Consider the following 20,242-nt stretch of genomic DNA (forward strand, 5'->3'; position numbering starts at 1 on the left):
CCTGACCGGGTGATGGTATTTGCTTCGCTATGAGCAACGCGCATCACTATAAGCAACAGAGTGTCGCAGCTCACAGGGGATGTCAAGGGTTTCCTGCTTTGTTGCGGCGGCTGGCGGCGCTGTGTCGAAAGGCGGCGAAGAGGCCCCCGCCGCTGGTGCGGCGAAGGCCTCTTTGGTGCAGCTCCGGTTATCCGGCGGCGGGTGGCCGTGCGGTCCGGTGTCAGTGGGAGAAGTCTGCTGAGATCTCGGCGAGGGTGCGCCCCTTCGTCTCAGGCGCGAGCCATTGCGAGAGGACGGCGCCGAGTAATGCGACGGCGGCGGCTACGACCATGGTTGCGCCCATGCCGATGTTGGCGATCGCCCATGGCAGGGCGAAGGTGCCGAGTGCGGCTCCGATCCGGCTGAAGGACGCGGCGAAGCCCATGCCGACGCCGCGCAGGTGGCCGGGGAATACCTCGGCCGGATAGACCTGGGTCATCGTGGTGTAGCCGGCATTGAAGTAGGAGAAGGCGAGAAACAGGACGAGCACGAGAATCGCTGGTGCGTTCCCCCATACCCCGATGACCAGCAGGATGCCCGCGCAGAGCCACTGCCCCGGAACAGTGAGGATTCGGCGGCCGAGCTTGTCAATGAGAAGTACGCTGGTGACAACGCCCGCGACCGCAAGTGCGGACAGGCCGACTCCACCGGCCCAGCCGCCGCCGAAGCCGAATTGGTTGAGTACCTCGTCGGCGAAGGTCGCGATCGCGAAGTACGGAGTGACCGCGCAGAACCAAAAACCTGCGGTGAAGACAGTGGCGCGCCAGTACTGCCTCGAGAACAGCATTCCGAAGGAGGCGTTCTTGATTTTGGTTCCACTCTCCGCGGCTTGGGCCTCCTGGAGCATCCTCAGATCCATCTCTCCGGTGATGCTGTCGTGCATCTGCGGCGATTCGATATATCGGTGTGCGATCTCGAGTGCTTCCTTGTGCCGTCCCTTCGTAATGAGCCAGCTCGGCGATTCGGGGAGGCCCATGCGGGCGAGGAACAGAACGAATGCCAGTATGGTGCTCGTGCCGAGTACCAGCCGCCATGGGGTGCCGGCGTCGTGCAGGAGCGTGCCGATGATGAATGCCATCATGAAACCGACGTACCAGGCGATCAGGGTCAGCCCGAGCAGCCGCCCGCGGAGCTTGGGTGGGGAGAACTCTGACAGCAGTGGCCCGCCGATTGAGTACTCGCCGCCGATCGCGACGCCCATCATGAATCGGATGATGGCCAGCTGGATCACGGCGCCGTCTCCAGAGGTTACGAAGAATTGGGCTCCTGAGGCGACCAGGAACAGGCCCATGTCCACGAGGAACATTGGCTTGCGTCCGAACTTGTCAGTAGCCCAGCCAGCCAGCGGGGAGCCGATGAAGATACCGGCCAGCGGGCCTGCAGCGATCATGCCCAGCGACAGGGCGTCGAGCTGGAGATCTGACCGCATGGATCCGGTGACCGGGCCGATGATTCCGAGGATGTAACCGTCGAGGAACATCCCGCCTATGAAGACCGCGACAAGCCGCATCATGAAGCGGCGCTTGAACGTGGAGCTGGTCTCTTTTGATGAGGAGGAGTCGACGGGTACCGTCGTCTTGGTTGGATTGATCATTGAGATTCGTTCCCTTCCGGCTTCAGCGCAAACCGCTGAAGGTGCCAGAGCGCTGTTTCCTGGACCCACGGACATACTTGGGCGTCGTTCCCCGGTTCCGGCGCCCCGCGCTGTGATCGATGGTGCTGCCATCCCTGATAGTCATAGACAGTTTCCTTTGGTGATCTGGCGCTGCCGCATGGATGCTGGCAGCGTTGTGCGGCCGATGCACGGGCCGAGGCCCGTTTCGAACCGGCCATCATGAATTCGTTCGGCTGTTCCCCAAAGTCATCACGGGTGGAGCCGGGGGACGGGAGGAGCGTATCCGGGCGAGCTTCGTTCCGTGATGATCAACAACCTTCGCTGTATGCAACAAAATCGTGCGCTAGCTCACATTTAATGTCAAGAGTGTGACCCGCTAAAGGCAAAGTGTGTAGGCGCTCCTGCCGAGTAGTCCGGGGCATGCCCAAAGCCCGGCCCGCGGGGGGCAGGGTGGCCTCTGCCGTGACGGCACAGGCCGGCTGCGGGCCCCGTTTTCCGAAAACGGTGCTTCGATGAGGAATACCTCCCCAGGTCTTAGGCCCACCGAAGCACCTTTTACGAAAAACGGGACACCGCTGCTGACTCTGTGCCGTGCCTAGCCCGCGGCTTCCAGGACCTGGGCTTCCGCGGCTTCGGCCGGCAGCGGCAGGGAGGACGATTGCCGGCGTGCGGCCTCCACCGTGTGGAGGAGCAGCAGTGCCGTGGTGACAGACCCCACCCCGCCGGGAACAGGGGTGAGTCCCGCTGCGGTCCCGGTAACGCCGGCTTGGTCCACATCACCCACCAGCGAGCCGTCGGCGAGGACATTCGTGCCGACGTCGACCACTACCGTCCGGGAGGAGACGTGGCTGCCGGTCAGCAGCCCGGCGCGGCCGGCTGCGACCACCACGACGTCGGCATCCTTGGTGTAGCGCTCCAGCGGGCCCGATCTGGAGTGGCAGACCGTCACGGCGGCATCGCGGGCCAGCAGGAGGAGGGACAGCGGCTTGCCCACCACGGCGGACCGGCCCACCACCACCACGTCCTTCCCCGCGACGGGAACCTGGTAATGGTCCAGGATTTCGACGACGGAGCGGGCGGTCGCGGGAGCAAAAGCCGGCTGGCCGACGGCAAGTCGTCCCAGGCTTAGCGGATTGGCCCCGTCGATGTCCTTTTCCGGGGCGATGAGGCCCACCAGGTGGTGGGTCCGTACCCCTGCCGGCAGCGGGGTCTGCAGGATGATGCCGTGCACGGATGGCTCCGCGCCCAGGTCCCGCAAGGCGCCGGCAAGCACCGGTTCCGTCGCATCATGGCCCAGATCGATGATCCGGCAGCCGACTCCGGCGCGCTCGGCTGCCCGCTCGATGGAGCGGACGTACCAGCGCGTTGACTCATCGGCGGTCGCCAGGACCACCGCCACGACCGGGCGGACGCCGTCCAGGTCAAGGGACCGGACCTGCTCCTTGACTTCCTGTTGGATCAACGCGGCCAAAGGCTTTCCGGAAAGTATTGCAGTACTCAACCCAGAATCCTTTCGCGAACGCGGGCCGAGAGGGCATCTGCCGCCAGGACCACTTTCTCTTCAATGCCGTCCGTCTGCTGGGCAAGCAGCGCGCGTGCCTCCGGATCCTTGACCGCCACGACGTTGATGTCGATGTTGACGCGCGCCGTGGTGGCAGCTGCGCGGGCGGCGTCAGCGGCCGCGGCAACGTCGCTGATGACGTTGGCGTTGGCGACGTCGAAGAGTTCGGTGGCGAGGTCAACGACGCCGCCCGACAGCTCGATGAGCCGGGCAGGGGTTTGGGCCGCCTGGATGAGCGCGGACTGGATTCCGGCCGCCCGGGCGGCCTTGAGTTCATCGGTGCCGGACGGGAGCTTATAGGAGTCGATGACGGCCTGGAAGGCCTCTTCATCTGCTTCAGCCAAGCCCAGCGCCTCGGCGACAAGGTCGTCGGCTGCCTGGGTGATGCGCTGCACCAGCGGTGCGTGCTGTTCGTATTTGGCGCCGGTGGTATAGCGCGCCACCATGCCCACCAGGGCTGCGCCCTGGGCCGCGTGGAGGGCCGCCGCGGCGCCACCACCCGGCGTCGGCTGCTTTGCGGCCAACCGGGTGAGGTAGCTGCTGACTGTCTCTGAACTGATCATGGTGCTAGCCGCGCAGCCGGGACATGGTGGGGTCGTACAGCGGATCCTGGGTAACGGTGGCCACGATCCGGCGCCCGAAGTACTCGATCTCCACTGAATCGCCGATGGATACCTCCGCGGGGAGGTAGGAGTAGGCAATGGGCTTGCGGACGGAGTAGCCGTAGGCGGCGCTGGTGACGTAACCCACCGCCTGGTCCTTGTAGAACACCGGTTCCTTGCCCAGCACCAGGCTTCGTCCGTCGTCGACCGTCAGGCAGCGCAGGCGGCGCGCGGAGTTTTCCTCGGTGCGTCCCTCCAGGGCTGCCTTTCCGACGAAGTTCTCCTTGGCCATCTTCACCGCGAAACCGAGGCCGGCCTCGAAGGGGTCATGCTCGGTGGTCATGTCGGTGCCCCAGGAGCGGTAGCCCTTTTCCAGGCGGAGCGAACTGAAGGCGGCGCGGCCCGCGGCGATGATGCCGAACGGCTGCCCGGCCTTCCACAGCGCGTCCCAGAGGCGCTGGCCGTTGTCGGCGCTGGTGTAGAGCTCCCAGCCCAGTTCGCCGACGTAGGACAGCCGCATGGCGGTGACCGGGACGCCGCCGATGACCACCTGCTTGGACCGGAAGTACTTCAGTCCGTCGTTGGAGAAATCATCGCTGCTGACCGCGCCGACCACCTCGCGGGCCAGCGGGCCCCAGAGGCCGATGCAGCAGGTGCCGCCGGTGGTGTCGCGGACCTGGACCCAGTCTTCGGCGCTGCCGCTTGCTGTCTGGTGCCGGGCTGCCCGGTCGAAGTAGGCGGTGTCGATGTTGCCGTTGGCGCCGAGTTGGAAGGTGTCCTCGCTGAGGCGGGCCACGGTGATGTCACTGCGGACCCCGCCCTGCTCGTCCAGCAGCAAGGTGTAGGTGACGGCTCCGGGCTTCTTGTCCATTTCCGCGGTGGTCAGTTCCTGCAGCAGCTTCAGGGCGCCGGGTCCGGAGATTTCGAGGCGCTTGAGCGGGGTCATGTCGTACATGGCGACGGCGGTGCGCGTCTTCCATGCCTCAGCCGCGGCAATAGGCGAGCTGAACATGCCGGACCAGGAGTCACGGGCCGGCGGCTGCCAGTCTGCGGGCATCTCCTTGAGGAGCTCGGCGTTGGCCTCGAACCAGTAGGGGCGTTCCCAGCCGCCGCCTTCCAGGAAGTAGCCGCCCAGCTGCTTGTGCCTGGCGTGGAAGGGGCTGACGCGCAGGTTGCGCGGGGAGAGCTTGGGCTGCAGCGGGTGCAGGACGTCGTAGATCTCCACGAAGTTCTGCTGCGAGGTTTCGCTGACGTACTCGGGGGTCAGCTGGACTTCCTCGAAGCGGTGGATGTCGCAGTCGCCCAGGTCGATGGAGGACTTGCCATCCACCAGGAGCTCGGCCACGGCGCGGGCGATGCCTGCCGAGTGGGTTACCCAGACGGCTTCGGCCACGAAGAAGCCGTCCAGTTCCTTGGACTCGCCCACCAGGGAGCCGCCGTCCGGGGTGAAGGAGAAGATGCCGTTGAAGCCGTCCTCGATCTCGCTTTCGCGCAGCGCGGGCAGGATCTGCTTGGTGGCTTCCCACGCGGGGAGGAAGTCCTCGAGGGTGAAGTCCAGCCGGGAGGGCATGTTGTGCTCGCTGATCTCGTCCGGCTTGAAGCTGCCGAGTTCGTCCAGGTCCACGGGCATCGGCTTGTGGGCATAGGAGCCGATGCCGTAGCGGTCGCCGTGTTCGCGGTAGTAGAGGTCCTGGTCCTGGTGGCGGAGGATGGGCAGGCGGGCACCGTTGGGCAGCTCGTTCCTGCCCAGCTGGGCAGGAACCGGGGTGGTCTTGACGTACTGGTGCGCCAGCGGCAGCAGAGGTACGGACATGCCGATCAGTTCGCCGACCTTGGCGCCCCAGAATCCGGCGCAGGAGACGACGATATCTGCCGGGATCACGCCGTCGGGCGTCTGGACCCCGGTGACCCGGCGGCCGGACTGCTCGATGGCGGTGACTTCGGTATTGCCGACGTACTTCACGCCGGCCGCCTCGGTGCGCTTGATCAGCAGCTGGACCGCGCGGGCGGCGCTGGCCAGGCCGTCGCTGGGAACGTGGAGGCCACCCAGGATGTCCTCATCGTTGATGAGCGGATAGAGCTCCTTGCATTCCGCCGGGGAAAGTATGGAGCCTTCGATGCCCCATGCCTGCGCGTAGCCGAGCTTGCGCTTCAGGTCAGCGAGGCGGGTCTCGGTGGTGGCAACCTCCAGGCCGCCCACCTGGTTGAAGCAGCTGACGCCGTCTTCGGTGAGGGACAGCAGTTTCTCCACGGTGTACTTGGCGAACAGGGCCATGGACTTGGAGGGGTTGGTCTGGAAGACCAGTCCCGGGGCGTGCGAGGTGGAGCCGCCGGGCATGTTGAGGGGTCCCTGGTCCAGGACGGTGATGTTGTTCCAGCCGCGCGTGACGAGTTCATCCGCGAGGTTGGTGCCGACGATGCCGGCTCCGATAATGACAATGCGTGGTGACGATTCCAAGGGAGTCTCTCCTGCTGCTTTACGGGTTATGTCTGCGGGCGGGGGCTGCTTACCGGAACACCACGGTGCTGGTCTGGTCCAGCAGTACGCGGTGCTGGCAGTGCCAGCGGACAGCGCGGGAGAGGGCCAGTGCTTCGGCGTCCTGGCCCACGGTGGACAGCTGCGCCGGGCCGTAGGTGTGGTCCACCCGGATGACTTCCTGCTCGATGATCGGACCCTCGTCCAGGTCGGCGGTGACGTAGTGGGCGGTGGCGCCCACTAGCTTGACGCCGCGGTCGTAGGCCTGGTGGTAGGGGCGTGCGCCCTTGAAGCCCGGGAGGAAGGAGTGGTGGATGTTGATGGCCCGGCCCTCCAGTGCCCGGCAGAGATCGTCGGAGAGAACCTGCATGTAACGGGCCAGGACTACGAGGTCGGCCTCGTACTCATCCACCAGGTCCAGCAGCCGGCGCTCTGCGTCCGCCTTGGTGTCAGGGGTGACGGGGACGTAGATGAAGGGGAGCCCTGCTGCTTCCGCCATGGCACGGTGGGTCTCGTGGTTGGAAACGACCGCAACCAGTTCGCCGCCAAGGCTGCCGCCCCGCCAGCGGAAGATGAGGTCGTTGAGGCAGTGGCCGAACTTGGACACCATGACCAGGACGCGCTTGGCGGTCTGGTCGTGGAAGCTGAACTTCATGTCGAACCGGCTGGCGATGCCCGCGAACTCTTCCTCGAGCATGGCAGGCGTGTAGTTGGGGGAGCCGGAGAACGCGGTGCGCAGGTGGAGTGTCTCGCGCAGGCTGTCGTCGAACTGCTGGTGCTCGTCGATATTGAAGCCGCGCTCGAACAGGAACGTGGTGACGGCCTGCACAATTCCTGCCTGCTCCTTGCAGGACAGGGTCAGCACGAACTTCTGCGGCTGCTCTTCTTTGAGTGCCGGCAGGGTGGTGGTTGCTGGGGCTGTTTCGATGAGGGTCATACCCTGCTCCTTCTAGATATATTCAAAAGCAACGGACTGATATATTAGATTGGGTGCCAGCGTATACTGGTCTACAGGCGAGGTCAATAGGTTTTCTGGTTGGGAAGAAGGGGCTCAGCATGGCATTCGAAGCTTTGGCGGTGGCTGATGCCATGGGGAAGAAGTCCCTGGCTGACGTTGCCTATGAGAGCATCCGCGACTGGCTGCTGACCCTTGAAATTAAGCCCGGAGAGCTGCTGAACGATGAGCTCCTGGCCAAGAATCTGGGTGTCGGCCGGACTCCGGTACGCGAAGCCCTGAAGCGGCTGGAGCTGGACCGGCTGGTGAAGACCTACCCACGCCGTGGCACTTTCGCTACCCGGGTGGACGTGACCGACCTTTCCTTTATTTCGGAGATCCGCGCCCAGCTCGAGCCCCTTGCGGCCGCCCGTGCCGCACGGGTGGCTTCCCCCGCGGTCCGGGACGAGCTGCGTGCCACCCTCGAAAAGGTTGAGGCGTTCGATGTCTCTTCGGCAACCGTGACAGAGACGCTGCAGCTCGATGCCCGGGTGCACCAGGGCATCTACGCCGCCGCCGCCAACCCGCACCTGGAAGACATCCTGATCCGCTATGACAACCTGGCAACGCGCATCTGGTGCATGGTCATTGACCGGCTGCCGGACCTGTCACACCACGTTCATGAACACCTCGATCTGCTCCGCGCCGTCATCGACGGGGATGAGGAGCGGGCCGCGGAGCTTGCCCGGGCCCACGTCAGCGGATTCGAAAGCGCGGTCCGGGAGGCGCTTTTCAAGGCCTAGCGCCTTTCGCCCCGGGTACCTGTTGACAGGGAGTGTGACCTGGACCATACTCGAAATCCAGATTGATATATCAATCAAATATCAGTGATGGATTCGAGCGGCGACGGCGCCGGCGATCGGAGTGGCCAGTGGATTCCCGGACAACCCTTGAAGCCCCACGTGATGCCACCGACCCTGACCTCGAACAGGATGGCCAGGGCGGCGGCACGTCGAAAACGGCTCTCGGCCTCCGGGCCGACTGGGCGCGCCTGCCCGGCCGCAGCGTCCAGGTGTGGCTGCGGGGGGAGCACGTGGCCAGCGGGGTGGTGGACCAGGCTGCGGAGGACGGCTCGGTGCTCTGGATCGCCGCCGAGGGCATCAGCACCCGGCGCATTTTCGACAAGTCCTCCGGCTACCAGATCTGGGTGTGACCCTGGAAAACCAAGGGAAAGCGGCCCGGGTACTAAACTCCTCCGGGCCGCTCCCCTTGGTATGGCAATGGGAACGCTTGTCAGCTAAGCCAACCATCCACCACGCTCTGGTGGGCATCCACCCACTTCTTTGCCGCCGCTTCAGGCGTCATGCCGCCTTGGATATCCGTAGCAACCGAATTCTGGTCCTCGTTGGTCCAGGTGAATGCCTTGGCCAGCTTGGCGGCCGGTGAGCCGCTGTCCGCCAGCTTTTTGGACATGACCTTGTTGAGCTTGTAGGTCGGATAGTCGCACGCAACCTTTTCGGGGTTGGCGTCGCAGCCCTCGGTCCACGCCGGCAGGTTCACTTTCTTCAACGGAACCTCGGAAAGGAACCACTGCGGCTCGTAGAAATAGCCGAGAAGGGGTGTCTTGTTCTGCTGCGCAGTCCGGAATGATTGGATGAGGGCCGCTTCCGATCCGGCGAAGACCACTTTGTAGTCAAGGTTCAGGTTCTTCACCAGCGCCTCGTCATTGGTGACGAAGGCGGGATCGCCGTCAAGGACCTGCCCCTTTCCGCCAGACTCTGAGGTGGTGAACATCGAAGAGTATTTATTGAGGTTCTGCCCGTCGGTGATGTCCGGGTACTTCTCGGCCATCCATGGCGGAACGTACCAGCCGATGTGCCCTTCGTTTCCGGTTGGTCCGGCATCGACGGCCACCTTCTGGTCAGTGATGTACTGCTTCGCCAGGTCGGCGTGCCCCCAGTTTTCGATAATGAGGTCCACTTCCCCGGAGGCGAAGCCCTGCCAGGAGACTTGCTCGTTGAGGTCCTTCTGGACGACGCTGCAGCCGAGCTTGTTTTTCGCCACGTAGCTGTAGACGGCTGCGTCGGCGGTGTAACCCACCCACGCGTTCATTGCGACGCTCACGCTGCCGCAGGGTGTTCCCGTGGCAGCGCCTGCCGCAGCGGCCTGGTTTACCGATGCTCCGCCACAGCCTGCGAGGAACAGGGCTGCGGCGGCAGCTCCGGCCATTGCCGGCAACGTGCGTTTTATCAGCCTTTCAGCTTTCTTCATGGTGGGTCTCCTTTTTAGGGCATACGGGACTTCTCGCCTGGGAGCAGGCAAGTTTGCAGGGGCATTGGGGCGTAAGCGGGGGGGTGGGACGCTTACGTGGCGGGCGTGGACGCGGGGATTCTGCGCGTCGGAGCGGCGGCGGCAGCCTGCGTCATCCTGTCCATCATGATTCCGAGGAACACGATGGCCAGGCCGGCGGCAAGGCCCTTGCCGAAGATGGAGCTCTGGACGAAGCCTGCCACGACGTCGTATCCGAGGCCGCCGGCGCCGACCAGGGCTCCTACCACCACCATGGCCAACACGTAGATCAGCCCCTGGTTGGCAGCGAGGGCCAGGGATTGCCTCGCCATGGGCAGCTGCACCTTGGTGATTACCTGCCACGGCGTCGAACCGCTGGCGATCGCCGACTCGACGACAGTCGGTGAGATCGCCGCGATTCCATCGGCGGTGATCTTGATGGCGACCGGGGCGGCGTAGATGATGCCCGCCATGATCGCAGTGAAGCGGGTGGCTCCGAAGAGGCCAAGGAAGGGCACGAGGTAGACGAAGGAGGGCATGGTCTGGCCCGCGTCGAGCAGGGGCCGCATGAGCTGGTCGACGCGGCTGGACCGGCCCATGGCCACGCCAAAGACAATTCCCAAAATCATTACCACGGCGGTGGCAACGAGGGTTCCGGCGAGGGTGACCATGGCGTCGCTCCAGAGTCCGAGGTAGATGATGACCCCCTGGCAGGCAGTGGTTACGGCCGCGAGCTTCCAGCCGCCTAGTGCGTAGGCCACGATGGCGACCACTGCGACGAGGATGAAGAAGGGCGTCTCGGTCAGCAACGACTGGAACGGGTTGAGGATTGTTCCGGTAACGCCTTCACGCAGGGATACCGTGAACAGCGACACGTTCGATTGCAGCCAGTGGCTGGCGGTGTTCACGGCCTGGACGATGGCCGGTCCAACATTGAGGTCCTGGGGAAAGGCTGCTGCCCACAGCATGGTCCTGGACAACTGCACCATGACCAGGACCACAGCCAGCGCGATCCCGAGTAGTCCGGCACGGGCCTTGCGGCCCAGGCGGCGTTTGGCGGCTGCGCCGGGTTCCGCGCGGCGGCTGGCTGCTGTGGTCACCCGGTCCAGCACGATGGCCAGCAGGACGATGGAGAGCCCGGCATTGACTGCAGTACCAACGTCCAGGGACTGCAGGGCCCGGACCACCGTCTGGCCAAGGCCCGGAGCGGCGATCAGGGCGGCGATGGTCACCATGGACAGGGCGGCCATGGTCCCCTGGTTGATGCCCATCACGATGGTCCGGCGCGCCATGGGGAGCTGCAATGTCAGCAGCCGTTGCAGGCCCGTGGTGCCGAGCGAGTCGGACGCTTCGCGGGTGTGATCTGGAATGCGGCGGATACCGTGTGCGGTAAGGCGTATGACGGGTGGAGCAGCGTAGATCACCGTGGCGATCACTGCCGATGCCGGTCCGATCAGGAAGACCAGGGCAAGCGGGGCGAGGTAGACGAAGGTGGGCAGCGTCTGCATGAAGTCCAGCACGGGAGTGATGACCCGGGCTACCCTGCCGTAGATGCCGGACAGTACGCCAAGCGGGACGCCCACCAGCAGGGTCAGGAGCACGGACGTCAGAACCAGGGCGAACGTGTAGGTGGCTTCCACGAACAGGCCTTGAAATCCGAAGAAGACAAAGACCACAGCCGTCAGCAGGGCTACCCGGACGTTGCCGACAGCCAGTGCGATCCAGGTGAGCAGGCCTACCGTTCCCAGCCAACCGATTTCCGGAAGGCGCAGGCCGGTGGACGTTGCTGCGAAGGTGGTGGTAAACAGGTTCGCCACCGCATCCACGGCGGTCCGAAGCGGCGTGAAAAAGTAGAGGAAGACCGGGTTGTCAGCCCGGTTTGCCGCCACCCAGGCGTTGAGTTGGTTCAGCGAGCGGTGCAGGTCCGTCAGTTCCGAGGCTGGCAACGCCAGGGTTGCCGTGCCGTTGAGGAGCAGGAATCCCAGGATCCAGAGTGCGCCGGCGGCCAGCAGGAGGACTGTCCTTCGGCTCGGCCTGCGGCGTGCTTCAAGGATGATGGGGGCAGCCGGGACGGTTTTCTGTTTTTCGAGGAGGGCAGACATCAGGCCGCCGCTTCTGCCGGTTGCAGCACGGAAAGAATGCTGTCGCGATCGATCTGTCCGGTGATCCTGCCGCCCTCTTCGACAAGGACCGGGCAGGCGGAGTGCATGACAGCCGGGATGGCGTCGCGGATGATCATCCTGGAGTTGAGCACTGCTGCATCCCTGGGCGTGGTGTCGGCCAGCGGCCGCGTGATCCATTTAAGGGTCAAGACGTCGGCACGGGGGACTTCCGAGACGAAGTCCTCGATGTACTTGTCCGCCGGGGAGCCTACAAGGTCGTCACCGGTGCCACACTGGACAGGCTCTCCGTTGCGCATGATCAGGATCCGGTCTCCGAGTTTCAGCGCTTCGGCGAGGTCGTGGGTCACGAACACCATGGTCTTGCCCATGTCCTTGTGGAGCCGGATGACTTCTGCCTGCATGTCACGCCGGATGAGCGGATCCAAAGCCGAAAAGGGCTCATCGAAAAGGATGGTGTCCGGATCTCCGGCAAGGGCTCGCCCCAGGCCGACGCGCTGCTGCATACCGCCGGACAGTTGGTCCGGGTAGTGCTGTTCGTAGCCTTTGAGCCCAACCAGTTCAATGATCTCCCGGGCTTTGGTGTGGCGTTCGTTCTTCGCCGTTCCGCGTATCTGCAGTCCATACGAGACGTTGTCCAGGACCGTGCGGTGCGGCAGCAGGCCGAAGTGTTGGAAAACCATCGATACTTTCCGCCGCCGGAGCTCCCGAAGTTCAGCCACGCCTGCCCGCAGGACATCGTTGCCGTCCACCAGGACCTGTCCGGACGTCGGCTCGATGAGCCTGGTAAGGCAACGGATCAGGGTGGATTTGCCTGAGCCGGACAATCCCATGACCACGAAGACTTCGCCCTTTGCGACGTCGAAGCTCAGGTTGCGGACCGCGGCTACGCAGCTGGTGCGTTCAAGCAATTCTGCGGAGCCGAGGGTGGCCAGTTCCCGGTTTCCCGGGATCTTCTCTCCCCCTGGTCCGAAGACCTTCCAAAGGTTGCGGACCGATATTGCGGGGCTGTTCATTGCTGTACTCCTGCTTGTGTGGAGGCTGTAATCAATGGCTGGGCCGAAGGCAGCTGTGCCAGGTGTTGATGCTTCGCGAATCCGGAGCTGGCACTGGTACCGACGTTGGGGAGGTATTCGGGCCGTGCTTAGGGGGAATCTGTGGCAGGAGAGGCACGGCTCCCGTGTGCCTTACCTGCCATTGGGTGACGCTGGTGGGCGGCATGCCCGGTAAAACGGAGTTCTTCTGTCGAAACTGGTTTCCCAGGAGATGACGCAACGGACTTCGTATTACGCAACAGAGTGATTTATGCCACTCGTATTGTCAAGGCTTTCCGGATAACGCCGCGATGTTACGGGGCGGCAGATAACAACTGCGCAAGGGTCTTGACACGCCGGCTGTCAGGGCCAAGCGTGTTGCATTTAGTGATTCAAGTTGCGCAGGAGGCGCCGCTTGGAGGGCGCTTTCGGTAGGCGCTCGCCGTAGTGGAAGCCCCGGGCAACGGCGTGCAGACAAGCAATGGCCCCGAGCCCTCTGGGATTCGGGGCCATTGCCATGGTGAGTCAGGGGCCTTTCAGCGGTGCGTGTACCCCATATTCGCGCTGACTTTGAGGCCAGCATCCTTGAGGGTTTCCAGCAGGCCCGGGATCTTTTCGGGGTCGAAGCGGAACGCCGGCCCGGAGATGCTGACCGAACCGATCACGGTGCCCTGGTGGCTGTAGACGGGTACCGCCACGGCGTTCAGGCCGATTTCGAACTCCTCACGCACCACGGCGTACCCTTTGGCCGCCACGTCGAGCAGCTGGGCGTCCAGTTCCTTCCGGCTGGTGATGGTGCGGGAGGTGCGCGCCGACAGTCCGGTCTCCTTCAGGATGCGCTCGCGCTCGTCCGCCTCCAGCGCCGCAAGCAGGACCTTGCCGCTGGAAGTGGCGTGCAGCGGGGTCAGGCTTCCCACCCAGTCGTAGGTGGCCAGGGTTGAGGGACCCATGGCCTGGTCCACGTTAACGGCGTAGTTGGAGCGCAGGACAGCGAGGTTGACGGTTTCCTTGAACTGCTCGGCCAGGCTTTCCAGGACGGGCCGTGCCTCACGAACCAGGCTCAGGCGGCCGGGAATAGAGCTGGCCAGGCGAAGGATCCCAAAACCGAGCTGGTACTTCCCGCGCTCGCTGTTTTGATGGACCATCTCGCGCGTCACCAGCGAACCCATCAGCCGGGACACGGTGGACTTATGGATCCCCATTTCCTCGGCGATTTCGCTCACGCCCGCATGTCCCTCGCGTGCCAGGATCTCCAGGACGGTCAGGGCGCGCTCCACGGACTGGACCCCGCCGGACTGGCCGCCGTCGGCATCGGTATCGGTTTCCGGTTCATTTTTAGGAGCCATACTTCCTGATCCTATGCCGGTTGATGTGATGGGCGTGACATTGCGTCAGGCTCCCGGCGGTTGCGGCAGCCGGGATTGCCCTAGCTGCCGCGGTAGGTGGAGTAGGCGAACGGGCTTAGGAGCAGCGGCACGTGGTAATGCTCGGGGCCGGTGACCTCGAAGACCAGGTCCACTTCCGGGAAGAACGTCTGCGCCTGCAGGCCCGCGTAATAGGCGCCGGTGGCGAAGTTCAGTTTGTAATGGCCAGGTTCCAGGCGCTCCGGCCCCAGGTCCTTGGCCCGGCCATCGGCGTCAGTGCTGGACGCTGCCAGCTCACGCCAGGTGCCGGCGTCGTTTCGGGAAAGAACGACGGCGACCCCCGCCGCCGGGCGTCCGGCACCGGTGTCGAGAATGTGGGTGGTCACGTGGGAGACGCTCATTCGCTGATCAGTCCTTCGAGCCGCAGTACGGCGATTTCGCGCAGCTGCTGGGCCACGATCCTATCTTCTTCTTCCGCGGAGTTGGTGAGCCGCTGGTTCAGTGCCGCCAGGATGTCCTGGGCGCTGCGTCCGGCGGCCCGGATCAGGAACACACGGCCGAACTTCTCCTCGTACCCCCGGTTCCCGCGCGCCAGGGCCCCGGCGACAGCAGCGTCGGCCGGGTCCACACCGGCCTGCTCCGAACGGGACATGGAGGCCTCGGTGCTGGCCGCCGTCGGGCGTTCCCCGATCCGGGGGTGGTGGGCCATGGCGGCTTCAACCTCTGGCGGGGTGAAGGGGCTTGCGGCCTCGGCGGCGAACTCCAGGAGCTCATTGCGGGCGGCGAAGGGCCGGGCCCCGGCCACCGCCTCAACCCAGCGGCTGACGTCGATGCAGGGCCGCAGGAGGGCCTGGGCGGAGGCCGTATCCGCGCTGTTGAATTCGGCAAGCTTCATGCTGGCAGTAATCCTTGGGGTGATGCTGGCATCCATGGTGACGGCTATGCGGACGCCGGGGAGTCCGACACCTGCTTGTGGCAATACCACCAGCAGGCTTCCGCATCATGGAACTGTTATTTCAGCATACGCAATATTCAAGGGCAGCTCCTGCGTGCTGTCAAGCAAAGGGCATCCGGCTGCGATGTGACTGGCAGCGCTTAGCCCTGCGAGGACGTCCTGGACAGCACCCAGGTGTTGGTGCCGTCCTGCCGCTCGAAGGTCACTGTAGTCACCAGGGCTTCAATCAGCGCCAGGCCGCGTCCGGACTCGGCGTTGTCGTCCGGGGTGGAGGCCTCCATCGGGCCGAACGGCGGCTTCGCGTGGTAAGCGCTGACCCGTGCCTGCAGCAGCGCCGGCTGCACGGTGGTCTCCACTCCGAGCTCCACCTCCTGCTCACCGGCCGGCTCAGCGTGCTGGACGATGTTCGACGCTGACTCGATGACCGCCGTCGTGAACGTCATCTGGTCCATGTCGTCCACGAAGGGGACGTCCCGCCAGAGGCTGTCGAGGCCGTTGTGGACGGCTTCGATGGCGTCCTCGGCAGCCGGTCCGCGGAAGCTGCGCGAGGCCAGGACCTCAGTCATTGCTGAACGCTGCTTCGGCCGTGGGGTAGGCGGTCAGCACCTTGTCCATGCTGGTCAGTTTCAGCACCATGTTCACCTGTGGCTGCACGGCAGCGATCCGGAGGTCGCCCCCGGCCTGGCGCGCGGCCTTGAGGCAGCCGATCAGGGCGCCGAGGCCCGAGGAATCCATGAATGCTGTCTTCTCGAGGTTCACCACGATCCGGTTGGATCCGCCCGCGATCACGTCCGTCACGAACTCGCGCAGCTTCGGCGCGGAGACCATGTTGAGCCGTCCGTCCGCCTTGACCTCCGCGTACGAGTCTTTGACCTCATAACTGAACTCCATCAGGATTCCTCTCTGTTTTCAGGTTCTGCGGCCGGTTCGTACCCCTTGTAGAGGACGGCGCGGACCAGGATGCTCATGACCACCAGGTCAAAGACCACCCAGACGACGTTGACCAGGGTACCCAGAGGCTCGGCCAGCCCGGTGGCCAGGCGGACGATCCCGACGACGGCGGCGGCGGCCAGCAGGATGGACACCACGATCTGGGGCCGGATCAGGCTCCAACTGGGGCCGCCGCTTTGGCGCGCCTTGGGGGTGACGGCAAACCCGAGGGGACGGCCGAACCAAACGTTGCGGGCCGCCGTCGTGCACGCCTTGATCCAGGTGGGGAACAGCGCAAGGCTGTACTGCTGCCCGCGCCAGGTGGGGATCCCGCGGCCGGCCACGGCGAACAGCAGCTGGTTAACCACCATGAACGGGATGAACCGGATGAAGAAGTCCCAGCTGAGGCTGCTGACCGGCAGGATGCCCAGGAGCAGGTAAATGATGGGGGCCGCGAAGTAAATGACCGCAGCGAAGCCGCTGAGATAGGTCCACATGGTGGCGAAGTACATCAGGCGCTGGCCGAGCTTGAGGCCCTTCTGCACCAGGGGGTTCTCCCGCAGCAGCACCTGGATGGTGCCCTGGGCCCAGCGGAGGCGCTGGGTCAGCATGGTGGCGATGTCCTCCGGCGCCAGGCCGTACGCCAGGATTTCGTGGTGGTAGACGCTCTCCCAGCCCATGGCGTGCATGCGCATCGCCGTGGCCATGTCCTCGGTGACCGAAATGGTGGCCAGCGGCATCACGGGCTGTGCCTCGTTGCTGCGTTCCACGGTCAGCGCATCCAGCACGGCCTGGACGGATTCCAGGGCACCGAGGGGTGACCAGTCGCGGGCCGACATCCGCTGCACGGCGTCGTCCGCCACCACCGGGACGCCGGACTCGCCCACATGGGCCAGTTCCATGGCAGCGATTTCCTCGAGGTCCGCCTGCAGGGCTGCGACGTCGGCCTGGACCAGGGTCTGCACGGCGGCGTCCACGCGGCGGCGGACCCGGTACGTGACCTCGCTGAGGGGCTGGCCTGCGTCCACTTGCTCCTGTGCTTCGCGGGTGGCGGCCTCCACCTCGTCCAGGACGTCCGCCACCAGGGGCGACTCCACGTCCGCCGACTTCCGGGCCTGCTTGATCGCTGCCCGGGAGGCGGCCAGCGCGCGCCGGATGCTCTTCTCGGTCTCCTTGACGTAGCCCACCAGGCCCAGCTGCATCAGCGCCTCGCGGCGCAGGATGGCGTTGGAGCCGCAGAAGAAGGCGGCGTTCCAGCCGTCCTTGCCCTGCTGGATGGGGCCGTAGAACAGCGGCGCCTGGCTGCCCAGGGGGTCGCTGTCCGGAACGTTGCTGAAGTACTGGGGTGTCTGGACCAGGGCCACCCGGCGGTTGTTGAAGTAGCCCAAAGTCTTTTCCAGGATGTCCGGCTCGGGGATCTGGTCCGCGTCCAGGATCAGCAGGAACTCACCGTGGGTGACCATGAGGGCGTTGTTGAGGTTGCCCGCCTTGGCGTGCCGGGGCAGGTCCTTGGTCCAGTCCCCGCTCCGGGTGACGTAGCCCAGGCCATGCTGTTCGCACAGGGCCTTGAGCTCGGGCCGCGCGCCGTCGTCCAGGATCCAGGTGCTGTGCGGGTGCCGGATTTTCTGGGCCGCCAGTGCGGTGGTGAGGACCATGTCCAGGTCCTCGTTGTAGGTGGTGATGAAGACATCCACGGTGGCGTCGTGTGGCGGCTCCGGGGCACCCTTGCGGATTTTCAGGTTCCACACCGTCATGCCGAAGAGCATGACGTCGATGAGGCTGTAGGTTTCGGCCGCCACCAGGGGGAGGGCGATCCACCAGGCGTCCCAGTTGAGCGAGGACATCCAGCGCCAGGCAATGTAGTTCAGGCCGGTCAGGACGGTCAGCACCACCACCAGGCGCGTCCAGAAGCGGGTCACGCGGCAACTCCGTGGGGGAGGCGGCGGACCACGACCACCGTGACGTCGTCCTCGGCGGTCTCTGCAGGAGCGAGGGCCAGGATGGAGTTGGTGGCTTCCTGCGCCGAACCTGCCGCCTGCGTGGCCTGCCGCACGGCGTCGGTGAAGTCCTCGACCGACTCAAAGACGTCCAGCACGCCGTCACTGACCACCACCAGCGAGTCGCCGGGTGCCAGTTCCAGTTTGGCCTGCGGCCATTGCGTCCCCGGCCAGGCTCCCACCGGTGGTCCGCCCGAGGGGAGGCGGTCGGCCGGCCCGGCGGGCTGGACGTGCAGTGCCAGGCCGTGCCCGGCGTCGACGTAGCTGACGTTGCCGGACGCTGCGTCCAGGCGGGCGTGGAACAGGGTCACGAAGGAGTTGGAGGAGTCCAGGTCCGCGGCGATCGCCTTGCTGGCGGAGGCGAACCCGGCGTCGAGGTCCTGGCGCAGGCCGGTGGAACGCATGACGGCGCGGACAGTGGCCGCGATCAAAGCGGCGCCCATGCCCTTGCCCATCGCGTCAGCGAAGGTCAGGTGGAGCCCGTCAGGGGTTTGGTACCAGTCGTAGAAGTCGCCGCCCACGTTGCGGGAGGGCCGGAAGAGGCCTGCCACGTCGTAGCCGTCCACCCGGATGTCCTCTTTCGGCAGGAGGCTTTGCTGCACCTCCGTGGCGCGTTCCAGTTCGCCCCGGGCAGCGGACTCCGCGGCGGCGGAGGGCCGGCGCCGGAACAGGGCATTGATCCTGGACTGCAGTTCACGGGGGCTGAACGGCTTGCTGATGTATTCGTCGGCGCCGTTGTCCAGGCCGGTCAGCTTGTCCAGTTCGTCTGCCCGGGCGGTGAGCATCACGATGAACGCGTCCGAAAATTCGCGCAGGAGCTTGCACACCTCCAGCCCGTCAAGGTCCGGCAGGTTCAGGTCCAGCGTCACCAGGTCCGGCTTGCGGCGGCGGACTTCCTCCACGCCCGGCAGGCCGGCGCCCGCGTGGGTGACATCGAAGCCCTGCTTGACCAGGACACGGACCAGCAGTCCGCGGATGTCCGGATCATCTTCGATGACCACCGCACGGCGGGATTCGGAGGGAGAGACCATGCTCTACTTCTACCGTATTAAGGCGCACAGGGCATGTCTTAGGCTTCACGGTTTCCGGTGACGTCGCTGACAAGTGCATCGTGCGGAACCACGCACCCGATCTTGCGGGAATCTTGGGGTCCGCTTGCCGGGACGTTGAGGAACGCCGGTCACACTCGACATAACGCAGCAGCTTTCCAGGAACAGGGTACGACGACGACCGCGTGGAAGCTGACAAGGTTGCGGAAGGCGGGGAAGCCAATGGAACACGTAAAACAGAACGGAATGGACAAAGCCAGGGCTTTCCTGCGCGTCTTCTTCCACTCACGGAAGGTGCGGGCCGCTGCCAGGGAACTGGAGCAGGCCCTCGCCGAATCCCGGGAGGTCTCCAGTTGGCCCGGGGACCGGCTGCAGGTGGGGGAACACATGTCCAGGCAGGTGGAGAAACTCACGCATCGGCTCAAGCTGGAGACCGAGGCGCATGGCAGGCTGGAGGGCCTTTTAAAGACTGCGGGCCGAGGGCATTCCGTACCCGCCTTGTAGGTGCCACACTTAGCAGCAATCGATTGGCTGGGGATAGTCAGGAGATTGCTGTGAGTTTGTTTGTCGGTTGGTCGTACCTGATGGCTGGACTCATGACCATGGACGCGATGCTGCTGGCGTTGTGGGCCATGGAAGTCGATTGGCGAAAGTACTGGCGCCGGAAGTAGCGCTGTTATTCCAGTTGCAGCCGCATCAGCACCCGGGGGAAGCCGTTGAGCACCGAGGTGGTGTCCGCAGCCTTGGTGAAGCCAGCAGCCTCGAAGAGCTTGCGGGTACCCACGTATGCCATGGTGAGGTCCACCTTGTGGCCGCCGTTGTCCACGGGATAGCCCTCCACTACGGGAGCCCCGTAAGCGCGGGCCATGGCGACGGCACCGGCCAGCAGATGGTGTGAGATTCCCTTGCCGCGGTGGCCGGGCCGGACGCGGAGGCACCACACCGACCAGGCGTCCTGGTCGTCAACGTGGGGAATCCGCCTGTTGCGGGCGAAGCTGGTGTCCGCCCGAGGGTGCACCGCTGCCCACCCGACCGGTCGCCGTCGTCGTACGCCACCACGCCTGGCGGCGGATCCTGCGTCACCAGCTCCCGGACCAGTTCCCCGCGCTCTTCGCCCCGCAATGACACGTTTTGCTTCGAGGGAATCCGGTAGCTCAGGCACCAGCAGACGGTGGCGTCGGGCCGTTTGGGGCCCACGAGGATCTTGACGTCCTCGAAGACCGTTGCGGGTCGCACCTCAATGGCCATGCTGCGATCCTAGCCGCCGCTGGCCGGGA

Annotated in this window: 18 protein-coding genes and 1 pseudogene; 3 read left to right on the forward strand and 16 right to left on the reverse strand. The window is 65.0% G+C overall.

From position 1 onward, the window contains the following. Positions 1 to 220: 220 nt before the first annotated feature. The 5 genes from NIBR502771_RS07430 to purU all read right to left on the reverse strand — a co-directional run bounded on the left by NIBR502771_RS07430 (position 221) and on the right by purU (position 7,230). Complete coding sequence (locus NIBR502771_RS07430) at positions 221 to 1,633, reverse strand: MFS transporter (RefSeq protein ID WP_141159176.1); 1,413 nt, start codon at positions 1,631 to 1,633, stop codon at positions 221 to 223. Between the two features lie 616 nt (positions 1,634 to 2,249). Then, positions 2,250 to 3,155: a bifunctional 5,10-methylenetetrahydrofolate dehydrogenase/5,10-methenyltetrahydrofolate cyclohydrolase gene (locus NIBR502771_RS07435; protein ID WP_141159177.1), complete on the reverse strand. Its 906-nt coding sequence runs from the start codon at positions 3,153 to 3,155 to the stop codon at positions 2,250 to 2,252. Beyond that, positions 3,152 to 3,778 carry a cyclodeaminase/cyclohydrolase family protein gene (locus tag NIBR502771_RS07440; RefSeq protein WP_141159178.1) on the reverse strand — a complete coding sequence of 209 codons (627 nt, stop codon included), beginning with the start codon at positions 3,776 to 3,778 and terminating at the stop codon, positions 3,152 to 3,154. Before NIBR502771_RS07440 ends, NIBR502771_RS07435 begins: the two co-directional genes overlap by 4 nt. Positions 3,779 to 3,782: 4 nt before the next feature. Beyond that, a complete protein-coding gene (locus NIBR502771_RS07445; protein WP_141159179.1) occupies positions 3,783 to 6,275 on the reverse strand; it encodes an FAD-dependent oxidoreductase in 2,493 nt (830 codons plus the stop codon). 49 nt (positions 6,276 to 6,324) lie between these two features. Then, complete coding sequence (purU, locus tag NIBR502771_RS07450) at positions 6,325 to 7,230, reverse strand: formyltetrahydrofolate deformylase (RefSeq protein ID WP_141159180.1); 906 nt, start codon at positions 7,228 to 7,230, stop codon at positions 6,325 to 6,327. A gap of 119 nt (positions 7,231 to 7,349) precedes the next feature. On the opposite strand from purU, the gene NIBR502771_RS07455 reads away from it, so the two are divergent. Both NIBR502771_RS07455 and NIBR502771_RS07460 read left to right on the forward strand, forming a co-directional pair. Beyond that, complete coding sequence (locus NIBR502771_RS07455) at positions 7,350 to 8,030, forward strand: GntR family transcriptional regulator (RefSeq protein WP_141159181.1); 681 nt, start codon at positions 7,350 to 7,352, stop codon at positions 8,028 to 8,030. A 128-nt stretch (positions 8,031 to 8,158) separates the two neighbouring features. Next, positions 8,159 to 8,440: a hypothetical protein gene (locus NIBR502771_RS07460; protein ID WP_141159182.1), complete on the forward strand. Its 282-nt coding sequence runs from the start codon at positions 8,159 to 8,161 to the stop codon at positions 8,438 to 8,440. Positions 8,441 to 8,520: 80 nt separating this feature from the next. On the opposite strand, the gene NIBR502771_RS07465 is transcribed toward NIBR502771_RS07460, so the two are convergent. The 10 genes from NIBR502771_RS07465 to NIBR502771_RS07510 all read right to left on the reverse strand — a co-directional run bounded on the left by NIBR502771_RS07465 (position 8,521) and on the right by NIBR502771_RS07510 (position 18,947). Then, a complete protein-coding gene (locus NIBR502771_RS07465; RefSeq protein ID WP_210411360.1) occupies positions 8,521 to 9,498 on the reverse strand; it encodes an ABC transporter substrate-binding protein in 978 nt (325 codons plus the stop codon). Positions 9,499 to 9,590: 92 nt separating this feature from the next. Then, on the reverse strand, positions 9,591 to 11,618 hold the full coding sequence (locus tag NIBR502771_RS07470) for a proline/glycine betaine ABC transporter permease (RefSeq protein WP_141159183.1): 2,028 nt from the start codon (positions 11,616 to 11,618) through the stop codon (positions 9,591 to 9,593). Continuing rightward, a complete protein-coding gene (locus tag NIBR502771_RS07475) occupies positions 11,618 to 12,652 on the reverse strand; it encodes a glycine betaine/L-proline ABC transporter ATP-binding protein (RefSeq protein WP_141159184.1) in 1,035 nt (344 codons plus the stop codon). Before NIBR502771_RS07475 ends, NIBR502771_RS07470 begins: the two co-directional genes overlap by 1 nt. Before the next feature lie 554 nt (positions 12,653 to 13,206). After that, positions 13,207 to 14,016 (reverse strand): IclR family transcriptional regulator, encoded by an 810-nt coding sequence (locus NIBR502771_RS07480; RefSeq protein WP_141159185.1) that lies wholly within the window; start codon positions 14,014 to 14,016, stop codon positions 13,207 to 13,209. An 80-nt stretch (positions 14,017 to 14,096) separates the two neighbouring features. After that, positions 14,097 to 14,435: a hydroxyisourate hydrolase gene (gene uraH, locus NIBR502771_RS07485; protein WP_141159186.1), complete on the reverse strand. Its 339-nt coding sequence runs from the start codon at positions 14,433 to 14,435 to the stop codon at positions 14,097 to 14,099. Continuing rightward, positions 14,432 to 14,929 (reverse strand): 2-oxo-4-hydroxy-4-carboxy-5-ureidoimidazoline decarboxylase, encoded by a 498-nt coding sequence (gene uraD, locus NIBR502771_RS07490; RefSeq protein WP_141159187.1) that lies wholly within the window; start codon positions 14,927 to 14,929, stop codon positions 14,432 to 14,434. Before uraD ends, uraH begins: the two co-directional genes overlap by 4 nt. Before the next feature lie 200 nt (positions 14,930 to 15,129). Then, complete coding sequence (locus tag NIBR502771_RS07495; protein ID WP_141159188.1) at positions 15,130 to 15,555, reverse strand: ATP-binding protein; 426 nt, start codon at positions 15,553 to 15,555, stop codon at positions 15,130 to 15,132. Next, positions 15,548 to 15,880 (reverse strand): STAS domain-containing protein, encoded by a 333-nt coding sequence (locus NIBR502771_RS07500; protein WP_141159189.1) that lies wholly within the window; start codon positions 15,878 to 15,880, stop codon positions 15,548 to 15,550. Before NIBR502771_RS07500 ends, NIBR502771_RS07495 begins: the two co-directional genes overlap by 8 nt. Next, the gene (locus tag NIBR502771_RS07505; RefSeq protein ID WP_141159190.1) at positions 15,880 to 17,838 is read right to left on the reverse strand and encodes a glycosyltransferase family 2 protein; all 1,959 of its coding nucleotides are present in this window, start codon (positions 17,836 to 17,838) and stop codon (positions 15,880 to 15,882) included. The genes NIBR502771_RS07500 and NIBR502771_RS07505 overlap by 1 nt, the downstream gene beginning before the upstream one ends. Then, positions 17,835 to 18,947 carry a PP2C family protein-serine/threonine phosphatase gene (locus NIBR502771_RS07510; protein WP_141159191.1) on the reverse strand — a complete coding sequence of 371 codons (1,113 nt, stop codon included), beginning with the start codon at positions 18,945 to 18,947 and terminating at the stop codon, positions 17,835 to 17,837. Before NIBR502771_RS07510 ends, NIBR502771_RS07505 begins: the two co-directional genes overlap by 4 nt. Before the next feature lie 240 nt (positions 18,948 to 19,187). On the opposite strand from NIBR502771_RS07510, the gene NIBR502771_RS07515 reads away from it, so the two are divergent. Further along, a complete protein-coding gene (locus NIBR502771_RS07515; protein WP_246839834.1) occupies positions 19,188 to 19,469 on the forward strand; it encodes a hypothetical protein in 282 nt (93 codons plus the stop codon). Positions 19,470 to 19,641: 172 nt separating this feature from the next. On the opposite strand, the pseudogene NIBR502771_RS07520 reads toward NIBR502771_RS07515, so the two are convergent. Then, positions 19,642 to 20,213: pseudogene (locus NIBR502771_RS07520) on the reverse strand (GNAT family N-acetyltransferase). Positions 20,214 to 20,242: the final 29 nt, after the last annotated feature.

This window comes from Pseudarthrobacter sp. NIBRBAC000502771 (assembly GCF_006517215.1).
Classification (GTDB): domain Bacteria; phylum Actinomycetota; class Actinomycetes; order Actinomycetales; family Micrococcaceae; genus Arthrobacter; species Arthrobacter niigatensis.